The 22776-nt window shown below is 44.0% G+C and carries 19 protein-coding genes and 1 other RNA gene; 19 read left to right on the top strand and 1 reads right to left on the bottom strand.

From position 1 onward, the window contains the following. Nucleotides 1-13 precede the first annotated feature (13 nt). The 12 genes from gap to NLX78_RS24615 all read left to right on the top strand — a co-directional run bounded on the left by gap (nt 14) and on the right by NLX78_RS24615 (nt 12789). The gene (gene gap / locus NLX78_RS24670; protein ID WP_023986488.1) at nt 14-1024 is read left to right on the top strand and encodes a type I glyceraldehyde-3-phosphate dehydrogenase; all 1011 of its coding nucleotides are present in this window, start codon (nt 14-16) and stop codon (nt 1022-1024) included. 120 nt (nt 1025-1144) lie between these two features. After that, entirely contained in the window at nt 1145-2326 is a 1182-nt protein-coding gene (locus NLX78_RS24665; RefSeq protein ID WP_061830216.1) for a phosphoglycerate kinase, read from the top strand. Between the two features lie 59 nt (nt 2327-2385). Then, nucleotides 2386-3138 carry a triose-phosphate isomerase gene (gene tpiA / locus NLX78_RS24660; RefSeq protein ID WP_250259914.1) on the top strand — a complete coding sequence of 251 codons (753 nt, stop codon included), beginning with the start codon at nt 2386-2388 and terminating at the stop codon, nt 3136-3138. A 1-nt stretch (nt 3139) separates the two neighbouring features. After that, nucleotides 3140-4684 carry a 2,3-bisphosphoglycerate-independent phosphoglycerate mutase gene (gene gpmI, locus NLX78_RS24655; protein WP_254351795.1) on the top strand — a complete coding sequence of 515 codons (1545 nt, stop codon included), beginning with the start codon at nt 3140-3142 and terminating at the stop codon, nt 4682-4684. 63 nt (nt 4685-4747) lie between these two features. Continuing rightward, nucleotides 4748-6034 carry a phosphopyruvate hydratase gene (gene eno / locus NLX78_RS24650; RefSeq protein ID WP_013308266.1) on the top strand — a complete coding sequence of 429 codons (1287 nt, stop codon included), beginning with the start codon at nt 4748-4750 and terminating at the stop codon, nt 6032-6034. Between the two features lie 341 nt (nt 6035-6375). Continuing rightward, nucleotides 6376-6609, top strand: coding sequence for a preprotein translocase subunit SecG (secG, locus tag NLX78_RS24645; protein WP_013308268.1), 234 nt, complete (start codon nt 6376-6378; stop codon nt 6607-6609). A 195-nt stretch (nt 6610-6804) separates the two neighbouring features. Continuing rightward, nucleotides 6805-9420: a ribonuclease R gene (rnr, locus tag NLX78_RS24640; RefSeq protein WP_250259913.1), complete on the top strand. Its 2616-nt coding sequence runs from the start codon at nt 6805-6807 to the stop codon at nt 9418-9420. A gap of 279 nt (nt 9421-9699) precedes the next feature. Beyond that, a complete protein-coding gene (gene smpB, locus NLX78_RS24635) occupies nt 9700-10179 on the top strand; it encodes an SsrA-binding protein SmpB (RefSeq protein ID WP_013308270.1) in 480 nt (159 codons plus the stop codon). A 250-nt stretch (nt 10180-10429) separates the two neighbouring features. Beyond that, nucleotides 10430-10794: a transfer-messenger RNA gene (gene ssrA, locus NLX78_RS24630) on the top strand. 276 nt (nt 10795-11070) lie between these two features. Continuing rightward, a complete protein-coding gene (locus tag NLX78_RS24625; RefSeq protein WP_254351794.1) occupies nt 11071-11298 on the top strand; it encodes a DUF896 domain-containing protein in 228 nt (75 codons plus the stop codon). Between the two features lie 67 nt (nt 11299-11365). Continuing rightward, nucleotides 11366-11764, top strand: a complete 399-nt coding sequence (locus NLX78_RS24620) for a DoxX family protein (RefSeq protein WP_061830219.1) — start codon at nt 11366-11368, stop codon at nt 11762-11764. Nucleotides 11765-11838: 74 nt separating this feature from the next. Then, nucleotides 11839-12789: a ring-cleaving dioxygenase gene (locus tag NLX78_RS24615; RefSeq protein WP_254351793.1), complete on the top strand. Its 951-nt coding sequence runs from the start codon at nt 11839-11841 to the stop codon at nt 12787-12789. Nucleotides 12790-12907: 118 nt separating this feature from the next. Here NLX78_RS24615 and NLX78_RS24610 read toward each other — a convergent pair whose 3' ends face one another. Beyond that, the gene (locus NLX78_RS24610; RefSeq protein WP_254351792.1) at nt 12908-14059 is read right to left on the bottom strand and encodes a glycosyltransferase family 2 protein; all 1152 of its coding nucleotides are present in this window, start codon (nt 14057-14059) and stop codon (nt 12908-12910) included. Between the two features lie 351 nt (nt 14060-14410). Here NLX78_RS24610 and NLX78_RS24605 point away from each other — a divergent pair, with 351 nt between their 5' ends. From NLX78_RS24605 to NLX78_RS24575, 7 genes are all read left to right on the top strand, one after another. Next, nucleotides 14411-15133, top strand: coding sequence for a GntR family transcriptional regulator (locus NLX78_RS24605; protein WP_023986502.1), 723 nt, complete (start codon nt 14411-14413; stop codon nt 15131-15133). 293 nt (nt 15134-15426) lie between these two features. Then, the gene (locus NLX78_RS24600; RefSeq protein ID WP_254351791.1) at nt 15427-17811 is read left to right on the top strand and encodes a phosphoketolase family protein; all 2385 of its coding nucleotides are present in this window, start codon (nt 15427-15429) and stop codon (nt 17809-17811) included. Nucleotides 17812-18086: 275 nt separating this feature from the next. Beyond that, nucleotides 18087-18929, top strand: coding sequence for an aldo/keto reductase (locus NLX78_RS24595; RefSeq protein ID WP_250267174.1), 843 nt, complete (start codon nt 18087-18089; stop codon nt 18927-18929). Nucleotides 18930-19112: 183 nt separating this feature from the next. Next, complete coding sequence (locus NLX78_RS24590) at nt 19113-19694, top strand: PspA/IM30 family protein (RefSeq protein ID WP_235306922.1); 582 nt, start codon at nt 19113-19115, stop codon at nt 19692-19694. Between the two features lie 36 nt (nt 19695-19730). After that, nucleotides 19731-20765, top strand: a complete 1035-nt coding sequence (locus NLX78_RS24585; RefSeq protein ID WP_061830225.1) for a TFIIB-type zinc ribbon-containing protein — start codon at nt 19731-19733, stop codon at nt 20763-20765. After that, entirely contained in the window at nt 20762-21556 is a 795-nt protein-coding gene (locus NLX78_RS24580) for a TPM domain-containing protein (RefSeq protein ID WP_069290814.1), read from the top strand. The genes NLX78_RS24585 and NLX78_RS24580 overlap by 4 nt, the downstream gene beginning before the upstream one ends. A gap of 141 nt (nt 21557-21697) precedes the next feature. After that, nucleotides 21698-22690: an SPFH domain-containing protein gene (locus NLX78_RS24575; RefSeq protein ID WP_254351790.1), complete on the top strand. Its 993-nt coding sequence runs from the start codon at nt 21698-21700 to the stop codon at nt 22688-22690. The last annotated feature ends 86 nt before the right edge of the window (nt 22691-22776 follow it).

Below are 22776 nucleotides of genomic sequence, written 5' to 3'. Positions count from 1 at the left end.
GAGGAACTCACTCATGACAGTTAAAGTTGGTATTAACGGTTTCGGACGTATTGGACGCCTTGCTTTCCGCCGGATTCAAAACGTGGAAGGTATTGAAGTAGTAGCAATCAATGACTTGACAGATTCCAAAATGTTGGCACATTTGTTGAAATATGATACAACACAAGGTAATTTCCAAGGACAAGTAGAAGTACATGACGGCTTCTTCAAAGTAAATGGTAAAGAAGTTAAAGTTTTGGCTAACCGCAACCCTGAAGAACTGCCTTGGGGAGACCTGGGTGTAGACATCGTTCTGGAATGCACAGGTTTCTTCACAACAAAAGAAGCTGCTGAGAAACATTTGAAAGGCGGCGCTAAAAAAGTTGTTATCTCCGCTCCAGCTACTGGCGACATGAAAACTGTCGTTTACAACGTAAACCATGAAATTCTGGATGGAACTGAAACTGTAATCTCCGGTGCTTCTTGCACAACTAACTGCCTGGCTCCTATGGCTAAAACACTGCAAGATAAATTTGGTATCGTTGAAGGTTTGATGACTACAATTCATGCTTACACTGGCGACCAAAACACTTTGGATGCTCCACATGCTAAAGGTGACTTCCGTCGTGCTCGTGCAGCAGCTGAAAACATCATTCCTAACACAACTGGTGCTGCTAAAGCAATCGGTTTGGTTATCCCTGAGTTGAAAGGTAAACTGGATGGCGCGGCTCAACGTGTTCCAGTACCTACAGGTTCCCTGACTGAGCTGGTAACAGTTCTGGAGAAAAACGTAACTGCTGAAGAAATCAACGCAGCGATGAAAGAAGCTTCCGATCCTGAAACTTATGGATACACTGAAGATCAAATCGTTTCTTCTGACATCAAAGGTCTCACTTTCGGTTCTTTGTTTGATGCAACTCAAACTAAAGTTCTGACTGTTGGCGACAAACAGCTGGTGAAAACTGTAGCTTGGTATGACAATGAAATGTCCTACACTGCACAATTGATCCGCACGTTGGAATACTTCGCTAAACTGGCTAAATAAGAACAGTCTTATTGAGCAACATCATAGAGCGGAAACAGGTTATTGTTTCCGCTCTTTATATATCAAATGTGCCTTAAATTCCTGATTCGTAAAATTATAAGGGTGCGGAGGAATATGGAGATGAACAAAAAGAGCGTACGTGATATAGAACTGAATGGAAAACGGGTGTTTGTTCGTGTAGATTTTAACGTTCCGGTTGAGGACGGTAAAATTACGGATGACAAGCGTATTCGTGAAACCTTGCCAACCATTAACTACCTGATTGAAAAAGGTGCAAAAGTTATTTTGGCAAGTCACTTTGGACGTCCAAAAGGTCAGGTTGTTGAATCCATGCGTCTGACTCCTGTTGGCGTACGTTTGTCTGAGCTGCTGAAAAAGCCAGTAGTTAAAGTGGACGAATCGGTAGGCGAAGCTGTTAAAGCGAAAGTGGCTGAACTGCAAAACGGCGACGTGCTGTTGCTTGAAAATGTACGTTTTTATGCAGGAGAAGAAAAGAATGATCCTGAATTGGCGAAGCAATTTGCTGAATTGGCCGACGTTTTCGTGAATGATGCATTTGGTGCAGCACACCGTGCTCATGCTTCCACTGAAGGTATCGCTCATATTCTTCCGGCTGTTTCTGGCTTACTGATGGAAAGAGAATTGTCTGTTATTGGTAAAGCTTTGTCGAATCCAGACCGTCCTTTTACAGCTATTATTGGCGGTTCCAAAGTAAAAGACAAAATCGACGTGATCGACAACCTGCTGAACATTGCAGATAACGTAATCATTGGCGGCGGTTTGGCTTATACATTTTTTAAAGCTCAAGGTCATGAAGTGGGTCAATCTTTGCTGGATGAATCCAAACTGGACGTAGCTCTTGGGTTTATTGAAAAAGCGAAGAAGCTCGGCAAAAAATTCTACCTTCCGGTGGATATTGTCATTTCTGACGATTTCAGCGCTACGGCGAATACTAACATTGTGGACATCGATGGTATTCCTGCAGATTGGGAAGGCGTGGATATCGGACCGAAAACACGTAAAATCTATGCAGATGTGATCAAAAACTCCAAACTGGTTGTATGGAACGGACCAATGGGCGTATTTGAAATCGAGCCCTTCGCTGGTGGTACTCGTGAAGTAGCGGAAGCTTGCGCAACTACTGAAGCATACACCATCATTGGTGGCGGTGATTCTGCGGCTGCGGCTGAAAAATTCCACTTGGCTGACAAAATGGATCACATCTCTACTGGCGGCGGCGCATCACTTGAATTTATGGAAGGCAAAGCACTTCCGGGTGTTGTTGCACTGAACGATAAATAATCAAACGCACTATGCGTGAATAAAGCTTTAGGGCACCTAATAGTTAGGAGTTGAAACCATTGAGAACACCGATTATCGCGGGTAACTGGAAGATGTTTAAAACCGTACCAGAAGCTAAAACTTTCATCGAGGAGATCAAAGGCAAAGCGGAGGTTGCAGGAGTGGAAAGCGTGATTTGCGCACCATTTACGAATCTTCCTGCTCTGGTTGAAGCAGTAAAAGGCACGTCTATTAAAATTGGCGCACAAAACCTGCACTTTGCAGAAGATGGTGCATTTACAGGTGAAATTAGCGGTGGAATGCTGAAAGATCTGGGCGTAGATTACGTTGTGATCGGACACTCCGAGCGTCGTGAATATTTTAATGAAACAGACGAAACGGTGAACAAAAAGGTTCATGCGGCATTCCGTCATGGCCTGAACCCAATCGTGTGTGTAGGCGAAAAGCTGGAAGACCGTGAAGCTGGACAAACCAAAGAGGTTGTAAAAGTGCAAACTGTAGCAGCTTTTGCTGGTTTGGCTAAGGATCAGGCTGCACAAGTAGTTGTTGCTTATGAGCCGATCTGGGCGATCGGAACAGGCAAATCCTCCACTTCGCAGGATGCGAATGAAGTGATTTCCTATATCCGCAGTCTGATTAAAGAGCTGTATGATGAAAATACAGCAAATGCTGTACGTATTCAGTATGGTGGCAGTGTAAAACCTGAAAATGTTACTGAGTACCTGGGTCAAAGCGATATCGACGGCGCGCTCGTGGGCGGTGCCAGTCTTCAACCGGCGTCGTACATCGCGCTTGTTGAGGGGGCGAAGTAAGATGACAGCACCAAAACCGGTAGCTTTAATTATTATGGACGGGTTCGGATTGCGTGACACCGTAGAAGGTAATGCGGTTGCGCAGGCCAACAAACCGAATTACGACCGGTATTTACAACAGTATCCTCATACAACGCTGACGGCTTCTGGCGAAGCAGTGGGTCTGCCTGAAGGACAAATGGGTAACTCCGAAGTAGGTCACTTGAACATCGGCGCAGGCCGAATTGTATATCAAGACTTGACTCGTATTTCGAAGTCCATCCGTGAAGGTGAATTCTACGACAATGAAACACTGGTTAAAGCAGTGCAACATGCCAAGAAGAACAACACGAAACTTCACCTGTACGGACTTCTGTCCGACGGCGGCGTGCATAGCCATATCAGCCATCTGTTCGCTATGCTGGACTTGGCGAAAAAAGAAGGCTTAACAGAAGTGTACATTCATGCTTTCATGGATGGACGCGATGTTATGCCTGACAGCGGCGTAGGCTTCATGCAGCAGCTGATCGCTAAAATTCAAGAAGTGGGCGTAGGTAAAATTGCGACTGTACAAGGACGCTATTATGCTATGGACCGCGACAAACGTTGGGAACGTGTAGAGAAATCCTACCGTGCAATCGTGTACGGAGAAGGTCCTCAATACACAGATCCAATGGAAGCATTGAAAGAATCGTACGAAAAATCAGTGTTCGACGAATTTGTGGAGCCAACTGTTATTGTGAAGGCTGACGGAAGTCCTGTAGGGCTGGTCGAAAGCAATGACTCTGTTATCTTCCTCAATTTCCGTCCTGACCGTGCGATTCAACTGTCTCAGGTATTTACAAACGCGGACTTCCGTGGTTTTGACCGTGGCCCGAAATGGCCTAAAGATTTGCACTTTGTTTGCCTGACGTTGTTCAGCGAAACGGTTGAAGGCTTTGTAGCTTACGAACCGAAAAACCTGGATAACACGTTTGGTGAAGTGTTGGTTCAAAACAACAAAAAACAATTGCGTATTGCTGAGACTGAAAAATATCCGCACGTTACTTTCTTTTTCAGTGGCGGACGCGATGTGGAGCTTCCTGGCGAAACTCGTATTTTGATCAACTCGCCTAAAGTGGCTACATATGACTTGCAGCCGGAAATGAGTGCGTATGAAGTAGCGGATGCTGCTGTTAAGGAAATCGAAGCCGACAAGCATGATGCGATTATCCTGAACTTTGCCAATCCGGATATGGTTGGACACTCCGGTATGCTGGAGCCAACGATTAAGGCGGTAGAGACGACGGATGAATGTGTTGGACGTGTTGTAGATGCGGTTAAAGCCAAAGGCGGCGTGGTTATTATCATTGCTGACCATGGTAACGCGGATATGGAAATTGATGAGCAGGGACGTCCGTTCACAGCTCACACAACTAATCCGGTTCCGTTCATTTTGACTGACGAAAATATCATTTTGCGTGAGCATGGAATACTGGCTGACGTAGCTCCAACGCTTCTGGATTTGATGCAACTTCCGCAACCTGCGGAAATGACAGGAAAATCTATGATTGCATCCCGCAAGTAAGCTTGATTTAATAAGTATAGGCTTGACCAACAAATCATGATTCACAAAGGAGATTAAGTACAAATGACTATTATTTCTGACGTGTACGCTCGCGAAGTCCTCGACTCCCGTGGTAACCCTACGGTTGAAGTTGAAGTATATCTGGAATCCGGTGCTATCGGTAGTGCTATCGTTCCTTCCGGTGCCTCCACAGGCGCTCACGAAGCTGTAGAGCTTCGTGATAACGACAAATCCCGTTACCTGGGTAAAGGCGTTCTGCAAGCTGTTAAAAACGTGAACGAAATTATTGCTCCTGAAGTAATCGGCTTGGATGCTGTGAACCAAGTAGAAATCGATACGCTGATGATCAAATTGGATGGTACACATAACAAAGGTAAATTGGGTGCAAATGCAATTCTGGCAGTATCCATGGCTGTAGCTCGCGCTGCTGCTGAAGCTCTGGGCTTGCCACTGTACACTTACCTGGGTGGATTCAATGCTAAACAATTGCCAGTACCAATGATGAACATCGTTAACGGTGGCGCTCATGCCGACAATAATGTTGACGTACAAGAGTTCATGGTTCTGCCTGTAGGTGCCCCTACATTCAAAGAAGCTCTGCGTGTAGGCGCAGAAATCTTCCACAACCTGAAATCCGTACTGAACTCCAAAGGTTTGAACACAGCTGTTGGTGATGAAGGTGGTTTTGCTCCTAACTTCAAATCTAACGAAGAAGCTCTGTCCACTATTATCGAAGCGATCGAAAAAGCTGGTTACAAACCAGGTGTTGACGTATTCCTCGGTATGGACGTTGCCTCCACTGAGTTCTTCAAAGATGGAAAATACACTTTGGAAGGCGAAGGAAAATCCTTCACTTCTGCTGAGTTCGTTGACCTGCTTGCTTCTTGGGTTGATAAATACCCAATCATCACTATTGAAGATGGTTGCTCCGAAGATGACTGGGAAGGTTGGAAATTGCTCACTGAAAAATTGGGCAACAAAATCCAATTGGTTGGTGACGACCTGTTCGTAACAAACACAGAGCGTCTGGCTAAAGGTATCGATGAAAACATCGGTAACTCCATCCTGATCAAAGTAAACCAAATCGGTACGCTGACTGAAACATTCGATGCTATCGAATTGGCTAAGCGTGCAGGATACACAGCTGTTATCTCTCACCGTTCCGGTGAATCCGAAGACAGCACAATCGCTGATATCGCTGTTGCAACAAATGCAGGCCAAATTAAAACAGGTGCTCCTTCCCGTACTGACCGTATTGCGAAGTACAACCAATTGCTCCGCATTGAGGATCAACTGGGTGAACTGGCTCAATACCACGGCCTGAAATCTTTCTACAACCTGAAAAAATAATATTGCGCAAAAATGCTGATGGCGTCTCTTGACTCATGGTTTATGATCATGAAGTCTGAACGCTCAAAGCTTTTTCGCATGAATAAAACAGGCCTACTCGCCACCGCGAGCAGGTCTGTTTTTTGTTATTATGGATGTGTATGAGAATTTATAACTTTGCAAAGGCTTAATGGTTGAGTGACTTGCTATAGCTGTTGTTATCTCCTGGAAGCTGTGGTAGAATAGAAATAGTGTTTTGCGTTAATTTCCGGCTATTTATAACATGATATGTACATGTTTTCATAAAAGAGGCTGTGTTGTTTTGCAAAACAGATGTATAAGCTCAGGAGGTGGGATTTTTCATGGAAATCTTTTTGAAAGTGCTGCTCGTTGTGTTCTCGATTGCTGTTATTGCGGTTGTTTTACTGCAAAAGGGGAAAAGCGCAGGTTTGTCCGGTGCCATCTCTGGCGGTGCTGAGCATCTGTTCGGCAAGACAAAAGCTCGCGGTATGGATTTGATTTTACAACGCGCAACTGCTGTTTTGGGTGCGGGTTTCATGATCGTTTCTGTTTTAGTTGCATTTTTTGCAAAATAAGATAAATATGTACCTTAAGCCTTCGTTTCGCGGGAAACGGGGGCTTTTTTTAGATTTTGGACAGGCAGGGATGCCATCGATTAAATTCGTGTATACTAGGGTATGAGTATATTAAGAGCCTTGTATCAGGAGTAAGGAACAAGGACATGCGGATTTATTACTGAAAATTAAAGGTCACCCGAGGTGGACAATATTATGATAACAGAGCAACAACTACTCGATTTTATGCGCGAGACCGCATACAAACCCATGACTTACCAGGAGCTGGAGCAGCACTTTGATATTAAGGATGCGGAAGATTTCCGTGAATTTCTTAAGCTTCTGAATGCTTTGGAGGAAGAGGGGAAAATTCTGCTGACCCGCACAAACCGTTATGGTGTGCCGGAACGAATGGATTTGCAGCGTGGGCGTTTGCAGGCTCATGCCAAGGGATTTGCTTTTCTGATTCCAGAGGACCGGGAGCACCCGGATGTATATATTCATGCCAATGATTTAAAGAGTGCGATGAATGGAGATACGGTACTGGTAAGAGTGTCCTCGAAGGGACCTGCGGGCGGTCGACTAGAAGGTGAAGTTGTACGGATCGTGAAGCGCGCAGTGCTTCAAGTAGTAGGCGTGTTTCAGAGCCACGAAGCATACGGTTTCGTTTTGCCGGATGATAAGCGTATTAACCGAGATATTTTCATTCCAAAAACAAGCTTCAATGGAGCTGTAAACGGTCAAAAGGTCGTTGTGCGTATTGTGAGCTATCCAGAAGGACGAGCAGCAGCGGAAGGTGAAGTGTTGGAGGTTTTGGGTCATAAGGATGATCCGGGCGTCGACATTTTGTCAGTTATTCGTAAGCATCAGCTTCCGGAAGCTTTTCCAGATGAAGTGACAGAGGAAGCGGAGAATGCTCCGGACGCGATTACGGAAGAAGAGATTGTACGTCAGGGACGGCGCGATCTGCGTGATAAGATCATTGTTACCATTGATGGTGAGGATGCCAAAGACCTGGATGATGCTGTCAATGTAGAGCGCTTGCCGAACGGAAACTACCGTCTGGGCGTTCATATTGCCGACGTAGGGTATTATGTGCGTGAGAACTCCAAGCTGGATCAGGAGGCATATAACCGCGGTTGTAGCGTGTATTTGGTTGACCGTGTCATTCCTATGCTTCCACATCGACTTTCGAACGGAATATGTTCTTTGAATCCACAGGTGGATCGACTGACCTTATCCTGTGAGATGGAATTCAATGAGCATATGAAGGTTGTAAAGCATGATATTTTCACCAGTGTGATTAAAACGAAGGAACGGATGACGTACACTAACGTTCGCAAAATCCTCGAAGAGGAAGATGCTGAACTGATGGAACGGTACAAGGATCTCATTGATGTATTCAGCACGATGAAGGAATTGGCATTAAAGCTGCGTGCTAATCGAATGCGCCGAGGCGCGGTTGATTTTGACTTTGATGAAGCCAAAGTGATTGTGGATAATGAAGGCAAAGCTGTCGATATTGTAAAGAGAGATCGTACGATAGCTGAACAAATTATTGAAGAGTTTATGCTGGCGGCCAATGAAACGGTAGCCGAACATTTCCATTGGCTCAAAGTACCTTTCTTGTACCGGATTCATGAGGACCCAGATCCAGAGAAGCTGCAAAACTTTATGGCTTTCGCAGCTAATTTTGGGCATCAGATCAAAGGTAGAGGAAATTCCATTCATCCGCGTGCGCTACAAACGTTGCTAGAAGACATTCAGGGTACGAAGGAGCAAACCGTGCTTAGCACGATGATGCTGCGTTCGATGAAGCAGGCAAAGTATGATGCGGAGTCGACAGGACATTTTGGATTGGCAGCGGAGTATTACTCTCATTTTACATCGCCGATCCGTCGTTACCCTGACTTGGTGATTCACCGTGTCATTCGTGAGGTATTGGAGAATGGTGGGGCTTTAACAGCCGAACGTCAGGAATATTTGACTGCACGTATGCCTGATATTGCGCAGCAATCTTCCGAGCGTGAGCGTGTGGCTGTGGATGCAGAGCGTGATACAGAGCAGATGAAAAAGGCTGAATACATGCTGGACAAGGTCGGTGAGGAATTCGAGGGGATCATCAGCAGTGTAACCAGCTTCGGAATGTTCATTGAGCTGGACAATACAGTGGAGGGCCTGACGCGTCTGAGTGCGCTTACGGACGACTATTATCACTTTGACGAGCAGCATATGGCGTTGATTGGCGAACGCACCTCCAAGGTGTTCCGCATTGGGGATGAGGTTAAGGTTCGCGTCGCGCGTGTGAATATGGAAGATTACACAATTGACTTTGAACTTGTCGATATGAAGCAACGGCAACGCCGTGAACGGACGGGCGGTACAGGACAGGGTGGAGACTTTGCGCGTGGCGAGAGCCGTGGTAAAGGCAAAGGCCGAGAAGGGCGTGACCGCAAGGGCGGCAAGGATAAGACTGGCAAAGAGCGTAAAGGCGGTCATGATGTTACCGGGAAGCCAAAAGAAGCTGGCGCTGGTAACGGAGGGATTAGCACCGCAGGTCGTTCAGGGCGCGGCGGCGGAAACGGAGCTGGAGCCGGCTCAGCTAGCAACTTCGGCTTTGGCAGTGGCAAGGGCGGGTATAACTCGCCAGCATCCGGGGCAAGCAAGCGACGGAAGAAGACGTCTGCCAGCGGTATTTTCATCGGCGGAGCAGCTACACCAGGGAGTGATGCCAGACCAAACGGTGAAGGCGCAGCACGTCGCAAGCGGAAGAATAAGGGCGGAAGTGGCGGCAATAGCACCGCGGGCTTTGTGCGGAAAAAGAAGAAGTAGGTAGCTAGAGCTTACTTACTTTGAAGGCTGGAGCTTTCATTGCAGTGAATGAAGCTGATTTGAAGCATAGGTTATACGGGCGGTTTCTGTCTGCTGTATTGGATGGAAGCCGCTTGGTTTTAAGTGTGAATAAGTGCAGTTAGAAATGTAGAAGGCTTGACCTTTCTTGCTTTTACCATCTGAAATTTGTTACAATATATTTCTAGGTGGCTCTTTGTAGCCGGATTTTGATGCCTGGATTTCAAGAGTGAATTACGTTATTCATAAGGAGTGGTATTCATGGGTAAGAAGGCAGACGGGAAAGTGCTCGCCCAGAACAAAAAAGCTTCCCATGACTATTTTATTGAGGACACCTACGAGGCGGGCATGGTGCTAACGGGAACAGAAATTAAGTCTCTACGGAATGGTCGCTCTAATATAAGTGATGCATTTGCTACGATCCGTAATGGCGAAATTCATATTCACAATATGCATATCAGTCCTTTCGAGCAAGGCAATCGTAATAATCCTACCGATCCGACCCGTACGCGTAAGCTGCTGTTGCATAAAGAGCAGATTCGCAAGCTTATCGGTCTGTCCAAACAGGAAGGTTACACGATTGTACCGCTCAAGATTTATGTTCGTAATGGTTATGCCAAGCTTCTGCTCGGACTGGGTAGAGGTAAGAAGCAGTATGATAAACGTGATGCTGCCGCTAAACGCGATGCACAGCGTGATATCCAACGTGCTTTGCGCGAGAAGCAGAAAATTGCGAGATAAGTTGCTCTATTATTGGGTATGGTACAAATTACGTGGAGAAGTTACTTGTTCCTGTAATGGTGCTATTTTATAAGGCTTAAATGGCTTCATTTCGTTTCGTAATGACCTGTAATATGGTATACTAACGAAGTAGTCAGTTTTAAAGCTTTTAACTTTGTTCGAGTGTTGAATCCTAGGATTCAGCTTTTGATATTATGCATGCTTATGCTCCGGTATTTCCGGATTTATCCGTGGAGCCCTTTTATAATAAGGGGGCGTTTATGGATTCGACGGGGATAGTTCGAGCATGGGTAGCGGGTAGTGGGGACGCGTCCGCTTCATCAACGCTAAAGCCTATTAAACGGCAAACAACAAAACAACTACGCTTTCGCAGCCTAAGAAACTGTGTGCGTGCTTCTACCCAGCATCGTCCATGTGACTGGGATAGAGGCTAACAAATAGTGGAATACGCTGTCTCATCTCCGCCTGCGGTGAGCTGAAGAAGATAATCAGGCTGACCCGAAGGGAATCCGGTGACAGGGAGTTTCTAGGGTGACATCAAAACTGTCACTACACCCGTAGAAGCTTATGTGTCGTTATCTTCGGACAGGGGTTCGACTCCCCTCGCCTCCATTTAGTAAGACAAGAAAGCCATCAGCCAGTGATTCTGGTTGGTGGCTTTTTATTATGGCTCTAGTAATTGAGTTGAAGAGGTTTTACACAACTTGTAGCTTAAAGGTGTCTCTAAGTGTTCTGGCTGCTTTTTCTTTCACCTTTAAGCAACTCAAGCGTTCATCTTCTTTTCTTTTCAAATAAGTATTGACACGGATAAAAAATTATTATATCTTTATATCAAGATAAATAATTTAAAGATAAAAACAATCAGAGAATTTTGAATAGGGAGGTATATACATGCTTACAATTTTAGAAAGAATTAATCAGCTTGCAAAAAAAGCAAAAGAAGTTGGGTTAACTGAAATTGAAAAAATGGAACAAACGGATCTTCGCAAAGAATACCTTCAAATCTTTCGGGGCTCTGTACAAAGCATTCTCTTGAATGCTACGATTTATGATCCGAATGGAGACGATGTTACGCCTGAAAAACTTAGAAAAGAACAGGCCCGAGTCACTAAGCAATAGATTTAATTTCGTCTAATATCTCTAATTTAATAATCTCTAAATAAATATAATGTGGAGGGTGATTTTTATGTTGGCAAGTGGATTGTTACTGATACGTTTGGTGGTTGGATTGTTATTGGTGGGGCACGGAGCACAGAAACTTTTTGGCTGGTTTGGTGGCTATGGTCCAAAAGGTACTGGGGGTTGGATGGAATCGATCGGCATTAAGCCTGGAGTATTCATGGCAGTGTCTGCTGGGTTGATGGAATTGTTGGGAGGAGCTCTATTTGCTGTAGGACTACTCACTCCACTGGCTGCATTGTTGATTACGGTGACTATGCTTGGGGCAATTTTCAAAGTACATGGCCCAAACGGGATCTGGGCAACAGCTAATGGCTATGAATATCCGCTAGTTCTTATTGCAGTCGTAATTGGTATTGCGTTGACAGGGGCAGGTTCATATTCCATCGATGCATTACTTAGATAAAACATGATGTGTAGGTCATTAAAAGTCATCAACAATAAAAAATAAAGGTTCCTACGATTATAGGAGGGTTTCATATGTCACTTCAAACTACAGGTATTCATCATATTACAGCTTTTGCCGGTAATCCGCAGGAAAATGTCGACTTCTATGCCGGCGTCCTGGGACTTCGGTTAGTGAAGAAAACAATCAACTTCGATGCTCCTGAGGTTTACCACTTGTACTTTGGTAACGAGGCAGGAAGTCCTGGAACGATCATTACTTTTTTTCCTGCACCAGGAACTCCTAAAGGACGAATCGGAGGTGGCCAGGTGGGCATAACCTCGTATGTGGTACCCCCAGGTTCACTTGATTTTTGGCAGCATCGTTTGGAAAGCTTTGATATTCAAGTTACGAAAACGAGCCGTTTTTCTGAACAATATCTTCAATTTGAGGATAATGAGGGCTTACGCCTTGAGCTTGTTGAACGTGAAGCGGGAGCGAATAGTACTTGGTCTTACGGTGGTATTTCGGCTGATAAAGCAATTAAGGGGTTTGGAGGCGCCGGGCTATTTAGCGTCAACCCACAGAGAACGATGGATGCATTGGAGAGCATACTCGGATTTACGAAAATCGCTGAAGACGCCGAATATGCCCGTTATCAGTCCGTAGGGGAAATCGGCAACATCGTAGATGTTCCGCTCGCCAAAATGGGTTTAGGCTTTGGTGGAGCAGGCACGGTACATCACATTGCGTGGCGTGCAAAAGATTTTGAACAACATGAAGAATGGAGAAACGCAGTCCAGCATTATGGATATCAGCCGACTCCCATTATAGACCGCCAATATTTTAATGCGATATATTTCAGAGAAGCGGGCGGTATCCTATTTGAAATTGCTACAGACCCACCGGGATTTGCTAACGATGAACCTGCTGAATCTTTGGGACAGGAATTAATGCTGCTAGAGTGGTATGAACCGCAGCGGGCTCAAATCGAGGCGAATCTGCATCCTATTGAAGTGAGAACATTAACGGAAAAACAAAAGTAAGAAAAAGTTGCATATGACTCTTCCATAAGACAGCTTGCCGAGTTTGGCCTGCTCTCAGATGGAGGAGTCTTTTTATTACGGGAAAAATTCATGTGTTTCGTGTCCTTCCGGCCTCTTGCTACTCCACCAGCTTTTCAGACTTCACTAGCATTTCTCGTAACACATGAGCGACTCGACTTTTCCGGTTCGCTGCCTTCTTTTTTATCAAGTGTAATGATTTTTTGTATGCATGAGTATGGCTTTGATCGTAGAACTGCTTGGCTGCAATGCGTAGTGTTCTTCTTAATAACAGTGCTGATGAGCGTGTTAACCTAGAGCGGAATCCCCTGCGCAATACCCGCAATGTATTTTTGTAGGTCTCAAAATCCTCGGATGGAGGGATAAGGGCGAATAAATTTAACGAGGAGTCATTGAATCCGTAGGTTTCATACATGATTCTCAGATTTTCTGTATTTAACACGTTACCTCTAAGATAGGTTGGATGTTCCTGATGATATCCGACCACCTCTTTGATGCAATAAAAAGGGATTTTCAAGCGATGCAGTCTATAGCCAAGGTCCCAGTCCTCGAGTCCATAGAGCACAAACCGTTCATTGAAACCTCCAATACGAATCAAGTGACTGCGTCTAATGGCCACACAACGAGTAACCAGCAGCATCCAGGGGGCTACGTCCGTTGAGGCAAATTGTTTCTGCGTATTGGGAGGAACCCTTGTGGGACTAACTACTTTAGACAGTGCACCCGTTTGATGAAGGATATCTTCAGGGGTTATGATCGGAGTAATTTCGTTCGCTGCTTCATAGTCAGCATTCCATAAGTTGGACTGCGTAAGTATGTTGCGACATTGTTCTTTTTCTTCAGGGGAAAAGTCAGGGTAATAGTGGGTAAAAGCATCGTCCCACGAGTGAGGAATGCCTGAAAGCACGGACTTGGGATATTTACGGTGATAACGGCTCGCGATCCTAATGAATTCCGGTAACACTACAAAGTCAGCGTCGCAGAAGATGATGTACAGCCCTTTTGCACGGCGCAGTCCCAAATTTCGAACGGCAGATCGACCGCGTTGTTCCTGATGTGACACATAGATAAGAGGATAGGATGCTTTGAAGCCTTCGACCATTTCTTTTGTTCCGTCTGTAGAACCGTCATCAGCTACAATGACTTCGAATAGTTGCTTTGGATAGGTTTGTGTCTCAAATGAAGCGAGTGTAAGCAACAATTGCTGGGCTCGATTATAGGTTGGAATGATGATGCTGTAGCGGATAGCCAATATGATCTCCCCCCCACCATTCTTATTAGAAAACGCTTGAACAAGATAAATAATAACAATGTATTCAAGGATTTTAGCCTGGTCTAGTCAAACATCCCTCTAGGTTCGAAACAGGCTTGGTCTTATTACCGATATTAAGGTGGGGGTTCTGTATCTTCTGCTGTTTTGCAGGTACGTTCAGTGGTGTTATGTATGTGTAATCATGGTATTATGCATAGAGATGTAAAGTAAAAGCGAGGTGCTTCCTATCCGCTGAAAGCCCACTCAGCATACAGAAACAAACATGAGATGAAATGGGGAAGTTATGGTAAACTATATAGAGTTATAGAAGACCTGAAAGAGGAGTACTATATGACACAATTTGTCTATAAGCAAATTATTGACGATCTCAAGATGAAAATTTTTGCTGGAAAGTTTGCAGATATGAGATTGCCAGATGAACGTAGTCTTAGTGAGACTTACCAGGTTAGTCGTAGTTCAATTAAACGTGCTCTGACTAAAATGGAGAATGTCGGAATCATTTTCAAAAAACAAGGTTCCGGGACATTTATTAATCCATTATACATAAGAAATGAATCTATCTTTAACTACGAAGGCTCTAATCTAGGGGTCACTGATAATTTTCAAATGCATGGTAAAAAGCCGAAAATCAAAGTACTAAGTTTTGAGGTCATTCCGCCAACAGAAGAATTACAGCGCGATTTGTTCTTGGAGACTCATGATTTTGTTTACAAAATTGTCCGCTTACGTCTGTTTGATGATGATCCTTTTATGATTGAAACGGGCTATATCCCTATTAAAATTGTCCAGAATTTAAATCAGACAATTATCGAGGGATCCATTTTTAATTATTTGGAAGACTCGCGGAACTTGGCTGTCACCAAATCTTTTTTATCCATTTTTGCAGAACCGTCTCAAGAGAATGATCAAAAGCTGCTACATTTAAATGAAAATGAGCCTGTAGGTATTATGGAAGGTGTGTTCTTTTTAGATAACGGTACGCCATTTGAGTTTTCTCATATGCGATTTCATTACAAATATTTGAAATTTAATACCTTTGTATCGGTTCACTAATGATAAGACTGGAGAATTCTCCGGTCTTTTTTTTATGTTTTTGAGAAAAGGATTGGAGTCTGCGTTTGTCTCGTTATTGCAAATTTTATTGGTTAATAATTCTATATATTTTAATGTAAGAGCTTTTTTACTGTCTTTTTAATTTATATTTCATAGTATGTTCAAAATTTCACAAAATTGGACCGTATCACTTGTGAAAAAGGTTGAATTTAGTCAGCGTAGCGTTATGATGGACATGTAGATGAAATTTCCGGAAATAAATTACAAACAAAACTACTTAGGGAGTGGACACCATGTCGTTATCACCCGTGTTAGCAGATTATTCATCTAAAACATATTTAGAAAAACTTGATGCATATTGGCGTGCAACGAACTACATTTCGGTAGGTCAGCTGTATTTAAAAGATAATCCTTTGTTGAGAGAGCCTTTAAAAGATTCAGATGTGAAGGTTAAGCCTATTGGACACTGGGGCACAATTCCGGGCCAAAACTTTATTTATGCACATCTAAATCGTGTTATTAATAAATATGATTTGAGCATGCTTTACATTGAAGGTCCTGGTCACGGCGGCCAGGTTATGGTTTCAAATTCTTATCTGGATGGAAGCTACACTGAAATCTATCCGCAAATTACACAAGATATCTCAGGGATGAAGAAATTGTTCAAACAATTCTCTTTCCCTGGCGGTATTGCTTCACATGCTGCTCCTGAAACACCTGGATCTATCCATGAAGGTGGAGAATTAGGCTACTCCCTTTCTCATGGTGTAGGTGCCATTCTGGATAATCCTGATCTGATCTCGGCTGTTGTTATTGGTGATGGTGAAGCTGAAACAGGCCCATTAGCCGCTTCGTGGTTTTCTAACCGATTTATCAACCCCATCACGGATGGTGCAGTACTACCAATCTTGCACTTGAATGGTTTTAAGATTAGTAACCCAACGATTATGTCTCGTCAATCGAAAGAAGAATTGACCTCATACTTTAAAGGTTTGGGTTGGGAGCCGTTCTTTGTTGAAGGTGAAAATCCGGATCACATGCATCCAGAAATGGCGAAAGTATTGGATACGGCTGTCGAGAAGATTGAAGCTATTCAAAAGAATGCGCGTGAAAATAATGACCTTACTCGTCCGGCGTGGCCGATGATTGTATTCCGTTCACCTAAAGGCTGGACGGGTCCGAAGGAATGGGACAACGTGCCGAATGAAAATTCATTCCGTGCCCATCAGGTTCCAATTCCGGTTGATCAAAAAAATATGCAGCACGCACCTGCTTTGTTAGAATGGCTGAATAGCTATAGACCAGAGGAATTGTTCGACGAAAACGGTCGTTTAAACCCTGAGCTTGCTGAAATTTTGCCTACAGGCGATAAACGCATGGGAATGAACCCTGTTGCGAATGCGGGTAACCTCATTAAAGACTTGAAATTACCGGATTTCCGTAACTATACGCTGGATAATTCCGTACCTGGTAAAGTGATTGCGCAAGATATGTCGGTTTTAGGGAAATACGTTAAAGATGTGGTTCTTTTAAATGAAGAAAATCGTAATTTCAGAATCTTCGGACCGGATGAAACGATGTCTAATCGCTTGGCTCCTGTTTTTGAAGTAACCAAACGCCAATGGATGGACCAAATTATTGAACCTAATGATGAATTCTTATCATCCTATGGCCGCGTAATTGATTCTCAATTATCCGAACACCAAGCTGAAGGATTGCTGGAAGGTTATGTATTAACAGGTCGCCATGGTTTCTTTGCAAGTTACGAAGCCTTCCTGCGTGTGGTTGACTCGATGATCACCCAGCACTTTAAGTGGCTGCGTAAAGCAACGGATCAAGGATGGCGTGCAGATATCCCATCATTGAATGTCGTAGCAACTTCAACGGTGTTCCAACAGGATCATAATGGGTATACACACCAAGATCCAGGTTTGTTAGGTCATTTGGCTGACAAAAAACCAGAATTTATTCGGGAGTATCTGCCAGCGGATGCCAATTCATTGTTGGCTGTTTTCGACACCATTTTAAACGACCGTCAAAAGATCAATTTGATTGTTTCGTCTAAACACCCACGTCCACAATGGTTTACTGCTGATGAAGCGAAAGAATTGGTGGATAAAGGGTTGAAGATCATTGACTGGGCAAGTACAGATCAAGGTGGAGAACCTGACCTTGTCATTGCTTCTGCTGGTACAGAGCCAACGATTGAAAGTTTAGCTGCAATTTCTATTTTGCATGAAAAACTGCCTGACTTGAAGATTCGGTACATCAACGTGGTAGATTTGCTGAAACTGAGAAGTCAAAAACTAGACCCGCGTGGATTATCCGACGCTGAGTTTGATCATTTTTTCACAAAAGACAAACCCGTTGTTTTCGCTTTCCATGGTTACGAAGGTCTGATCAAAGATCTGTTCTTTGATCGTCATAATCATAACTTGCATGTACATGGATACCGTGAGAATGGCGATATTACGACACCATTTGATATGCGTGTATTGAATCAAATGGATCGTTTTGACTTAGTGAAGGAAGCTGCTCTCAACTTACCTGACGCTGGGAAGTACACCAACATTGTGGATGAAATGGATGCTACGATTAAGAAACATCATCAATTCATTCGCGAAGAGGGTATTGACCTACCAGAGGTAGAGAACTGGGTATGGAATGGCTTGAAATAAAAATACAGACACTTCAACTTTGTGTTGGACAACCAAGCCATCAAGCATGAAGTGGAATATATGATTTGGTAGTGGTACAAGTGCCTGCCCCCTTGACTTCAGGTATGATTTCAATGGGGATCAGGCGCTTTTTGATTTAGCACACAGAGAACTTGGTAGGGAAGTTACGAGCTAGTGGGTATATACATATACAGAGAACGGAATGGATTGCTATATTTTGCCGGAGCTTTGAAGAGGTGTTATGTTATATGAGAATAGTAAAGGAGGCTGTAATTATGAACCAACAAATTCCGGAGAAGGTATTGAATGATGGCATTAAAGTGCCCGTCATTGGATTTGGGACTGCTGGAATTAAGGGTGCAGATGGAGTCAAGGCGATTACCGGCGCGATTGATGCAGGTTACCGTCTGATCGACACAGCGTTCAACTATGAAAATGAGGGTGCTGTCGGGAAAGCGGTCCAGCAGAGCTCTGTGCCCAGAGAGGAATTGTTGATTTGCTCCAAACTACCGGGTCGCCGACATGCTTACCAAGAGGCCATTGTAACGATCGAAGAGTCATTATATAGAGGAGGCCTGGACTATTATGATCTTTATCTGATCCATTGGCCGAATCCCCAAATTGATCGATATGTTGAAGCCTGGCAGGCGTTAATTGAGGCGAAGAAAAGGGGCTATATCCGTTCCATTGGGGTCTGCAATTTCTTGCCCGAGCATAATGAACGTTTAATTCGGGAAACAGGTGTCACGCCGAGCTTAAATCAAGTTGAATTGCATCCATTATTTAATCAGGAACATCAGCGTGCAAAAGATGCTGAACAGGGCATCGTGACGGAATCATGGAGCCCCTTGGGGCGCGGTCACAGCATGCTGGAGAATGAAGAGATTGGGAAAATTGCTTCTGCTCATAATAAAACGACTACACAAGCGATTTTACGTTGGCATATCCAACTTGGAGCAATCCCGATCCCTAAGGCCTCTTCTTTAAAACACCAAACGGAGAATCTAGATATTTTTGACTTTGAGTTGTCTCCAGAGGAAATGAACGTGATTTCGGCATTTAGCAGTGAGGATGGACGGATATGGGGACAGGACCCCAAGTCCTATGAAGAACTATAATCAGGAACAATAAATAGAAGGGTTCAAAAATCTGTCGCGGGTTTTTGGACCCTTTGCTTTTATAATAAAACGAACACACATCTGAAAGTGATCAATGGGCCAGTATATAGAGCTATGATGAACATTTTTTACCGGATTTGATGTATGATATGGTTGAATGTAGTCCTTTCGAAGGAGGTCATCATGGGGATTTTGTCAAGGTTTAGGGATATTATGAAAATGAATGTTAACGCCTTAATGGATAAGGTGGGAGATTCGGAGAAAACCATTGACGATTATATGCGGAATTTGAACAGTGATCTAGGCAAGGTGAAAGCGGAGACGGCTTCAGTGTTGGCTGATGAGAGAAGGACGAAAAGAGCACTGGATGAATGCAAAGCCGAGATCAAAAAGCTCCAGCATTATGCCAGTAAGTCTGTGGAAGCTGGTAATGAAGAGGAAGCTCGAAAGTTTCTGGAGAGAAAAGGTTTGCAGGCGGAGAAATTGGAACAATTACAAACATCCTATGATTTAGCTTCGACAAACGCCGTAAATATGAAACAAATGCAGGAGAAGTTGGTGTCCGATATGGAGCAACTAGAAGCGCGGCACGCTGAACTTAAAGGGAAGATGGCGGTTGCCAAAGCACAGCAAGCCTTGAACTCTATGGGCAGCAAGAATTCTGCTTTTGAGGTCATGGAAGAGCAGGTGAACAGAGCGTATGATGAAGCGATGGCTATAGCCGAGCTTCGGGCAGGAACGAAGGACGACCTGGATTCTTTATAAGGAATCATAACAGTATCTACATGAAGAGGTGAGCAGATGCCGGTTATCGAATACAAATGCCCCAACTGCGGCAGCGGCATGGTCTTTGACGGTGAGACAGGGATGTTATCCTGTCATAGTTGCGGAAGAGAGGATAATATCGAATCTATTCCTGATCCTCTGATAAATCGTATTTTTTCAGAAGATGAGGCCCATGAGTATCATTGTAATAACTGCGGAGCAGTGATTATGACCGAAGTGGAGACGAGTGCAACGGTGTGCAGTTTTTGTGGCTCTGCCGTGGTTCTTGGAGACCGACTGACCGGGAAGCTGGCTCCGGCGCAGGTTATTCCTTTTTCAATCAGTAAGGAAGAGGCCATAGTTGCTTTCAAAAAATGGTGCAAGAACGGCCGTCTGACGCCGAACCGGTTCATGATGGCAGACCGAATCAAGGGAATAACCGGGATGTATGTGCCCTTCTGGTTATATGAATTACATAATAAAATTGAGGTTCAAGGTGAAGGTACCCAAGTGAGAACCTATACGAGCGGAGACTACGAATATACGGAAACGAAGCATTTTGATGTATATCGGAAAATCCGTTTGAATTATGTAAAGGTTCCGATTGATGCTGCGGAGAAAATGAACGACGAGCTGATGGATAAATTGGAGCCTTTTCCATACGATCAGCTAAAACCCTTTAAAACGCCATATCTAGCAGGTTATATTGCGGAGAAGTACAGTTATAACGAAGAAGAGCTCTTCCCGCGAGTTAAAGAGAAAGTGAAGGAATATATTGATGCTTATATTCATTCTACGGTGTCGGAGTATACGTCCGTGAGTTATACGGAAAAGCAAATTGATACTACATTAAAACAAGCGGATTATGTTCTACTCCCGGTATGGGTCATACACTATGACTACAATCAATTGGAGCATACGTTTGCTATGAACGGACAGACGGGCAAGGTAGTCGGTAAGCCTCCGATCAGCAAGTTCAAAGTGACAGCTTGGTTTGCAGGAATTTTCGGCATTACTCTCTTCTCATTAAGATTAATCACTTGGCTGATGATGGGAGGGGAATTCTATTGAAAAAGCATAGAGCCATTATAGCCGTCTTGTTGTTCTTTGCTGTTTTTCTGGCAGTTCCTATGGAAATGAAGGGCGAACCAGCAACGACAGAAATGAAGCCATTGATTTATGATGAAGCGGGTCTGCTCAATCAGGAAGAGTATGATGTGTTGAACACTATGGCTAATCAATACGGAGCGGAAAGAGAAACGGACATTATTATTTATACTACTCTCAATCCCGACAATATGGATGTTATGAAAATGACGCAGGACTTTTATGATGACCATGGCCCTGGGTATGACAGATCTCATGGGAACGCGGTCATTTTAACGATGGATATGAGAAATAGAGAGGTGTACTTGGCCGGATTTTATAAGGCAGAACGGTATCTGGATGATGACAGGCTTACTAAAATACGCCATGAGATTAGCCCGGATCTGACGAACGGCAACTATGGGCTGGCATTTCAAAAGTATATTCTGAGTGCGCACAAATATTTGGCCATCCGTCCAGGGGTGAATCCAGACAGTATATTTTTTAAAGGATGGCTTCATTTGGCGGTGGCGCTGGGATTGGCAGCGTTGATCGTGGGTAAGATGGTTTCCAATTCTGGCGGTCGGGTTACGGTAAATCGGCAGACCTACGAGGATGCGAACGCTTCGGGAGTTCTGGAGCATCGAGATCAGTATCTTCACACAACGACAACGAAGCGGAAGATTGAAAAGAGCAGTAGCAGCAGTTCATCAGGCGGAGGAGGCGGAACTACCAGCGGCGGTCATTCGCATAGCGGCAGCAGAGGATCATTTTAACTGAGGATTTTGCAAAAATCCAATAAGCGACTTTCAATGAACAATATATAGATCGAAATGGTCTAGTTCGTCTATATATTGCACTTTGGAGCGACTGGAATCGAATTTTGCAAAATCCTGAACTGAAAGGATGGATACAGTATGGGATTCTTCAGAAATCAATTTGCAAATGTTGTAGAGTGGGAAGAATTTAGAGATGATATGATTTTCTGGAAGTGGAGTAATCGTGAAATTAAAAAAGGCAGTAAATTAATCATCCGCTCCGGTCAAGATGCGATTTTTGTAAATAACGGCAAAATAGAGGGTATTTTTGAGAATGAAGGGTCGTATAACATGGACTCTGACATTATTCCATTTCTATCGACATTAAAAGGGTTTAAATTTGGTTTTAACAGTGGCATGAGGGTAGAGGTCTTATTCGTTAATACGAAGGAGTTTACTGTCAAATGGGGGACGCAGAATCCAGTGCTGATCCCGACCCCCCAGCTGCCAGGCGGTATGCCGATCCGTGCCAATGGCACATTTAATTTTAAAGTGAACGATTATGTTACGCTCATCGATAAAATTGCCGGAGTGAAGGACAGTTATCTCGTTGAGGATGTGAAAATACGCATTACTTCGGTGTTGGATCAGTTATTAATGAAGTGGATCAGCAGAGAAGGAAAGGACATGTTCAATCTGCAGGCGAATGCTTCTGATATTTCAAAAGGTATTCAAGAAGATCTGGATATGCAAGTGATGGACAATGGTATGACGATTACTGGCTTTCATGTGATGAGCTTCAATTATCCTCAAGAAATCCAAGATATGATCACGAAGACAGCTTCTCATGAAATGATCGGTAATCTGCAAAAGTACCAGCAAGTGACGATGACGGACGGGATTGCATCGGGTAATGTAAAAGGCGGCGGTGCAGCTTCGGATATGGCGAGTATGATGATGGGGATGAATATAGCAAATGAAATGATGAAAAATTTGAACCCGAACCCAAAGCCTTCGGCTGAGACTCAGCCTATACCTGCTGCCCCCTCTCCATCTGGAGACGGTAATAAGCCCAATTTTTGTCCGAATTGCGGTACAAAAAACGAAGGAGCTAATTTCTGTCCGAATTGTGGACAAAAATTGAACGGATAACCATAGCTACGACCAAGCTTCTTTATTTCGGAAAAGTTCCGACTGGGTCAAGCAATCCTGTAAGCCAAAAGGCAGTTATCGCAGAG

Source organism: Paenibacillus sp. Lou8.1 (assembly GCF_024213565.1).
GTDB lineage: Bacteria > Bacillota > Bacilli > Paenibacillales > Paenibacillaceae > Paenibacillus > Paenibacillus polymyxa_B.
Note: the sequence above shows the minus strand (reverse complement) of the source record. Positions and strands in the feature narration are given on the sequence as shown.

Coding starts and splice junctions, on each gene's coding strand:
- gap (WP_023986488.1), top strand. CDS start 14: ATGACAGTTAAAGTTGGTATTAACGGTTTCGGACGTATTGGACGCCTT.
- NLX78_RS24665 (WP_061830216.1), top strand. CDS start 1,145: ATGAACAAAAAGAGCGTACGTGATATAGAACTGAATGGAAAACGGGTG.
- gpmI (WP_254351795.1), top strand. CDS start 3,140: ATGACAGCACCAAAACCGGTAGCTTTAATTATTATGGACGGGTTCGGA.
- eno (WP_013308266.1), top strand. CDS start 4,748: ATGACTATTATTTCTGACGTGTACGCTCGCGAAGTCCTCGACTCCCGT.
- secG (WP_013308268.1), top strand. CDS start 6,376: ATGGAAATCTTTTTGAAAGTGCTGCTCGTTGTGTTCTCGATTGCTGTT.
- rnr (WP_250259913.1), top strand. CDS start 6,805: ATGATAACAGAGCAACAACTACTCGATTTTATGCGCGAGACCGCATAC.
- smpB (WP_013308270.1), top strand. CDS start 9,700: ATGGGTAAGAAGGCAGACGGGAAAGTGCTCGCCCAGAACAAAAAAGCT.
- NLX78_RS24625 (WP_254351794.1), top strand. CDS start 11,071: ATGCTTACAATTTTAGAAAGAATTAATCAGCTTGCAAAAAAAGCAAAA.
- NLX78_RS24620 (WP_061830219.1), top strand. CDS start 11,366: ATGTTGGCAAGTGGATTGTTACTGATACGTTTGGTGGTTGGATTGTTA.
- NLX78_RS24615 (WP_254351793.1), top strand. CDS start 11,839: ATGTCACTTCAAACTACAGGTATTCATCATATTACAGCTTTTGCCGGT.
- NLX78_RS24605 (WP_023986502.1), top strand. CDS start 14,411: ATGACACAATTTGTCTATAAGCAAATTATTGACGATCTCAAGATGAAA.
- NLX78_RS24600 (WP_254351791.1), top strand. CDS start 15,427: ATGTCGTTATCACCCGTGTTAGCAGATTATTCATCTAAAACATATTTA.
- NLX78_RS24595 (WP_250267174.1), top strand. CDS start 18,087: ATGAACCAACAAATTCCGGAGAAGGTATTGAATGATGGCATTAAAGTG.
- NLX78_RS24590 (WP_235306922.1), top strand. CDS start 19,113: ATGGGGATTTTGTCAAGGTTTAGGGATATTATGAAAATGAATGTTAAC.
- NLX78_RS24585 (WP_061830225.1), top strand. CDS start 19,731: ATGCCGGTTATCGAATACAAATGCCCCAACTGCGGCAGCGGCATGGTC.
- NLX78_RS24575 (WP_254351790.1), top strand. CDS start 21,698: ATGGGATTCTTCAGAAATCAATTTGCAAATGTTGTAGAGTGGGAAGAA.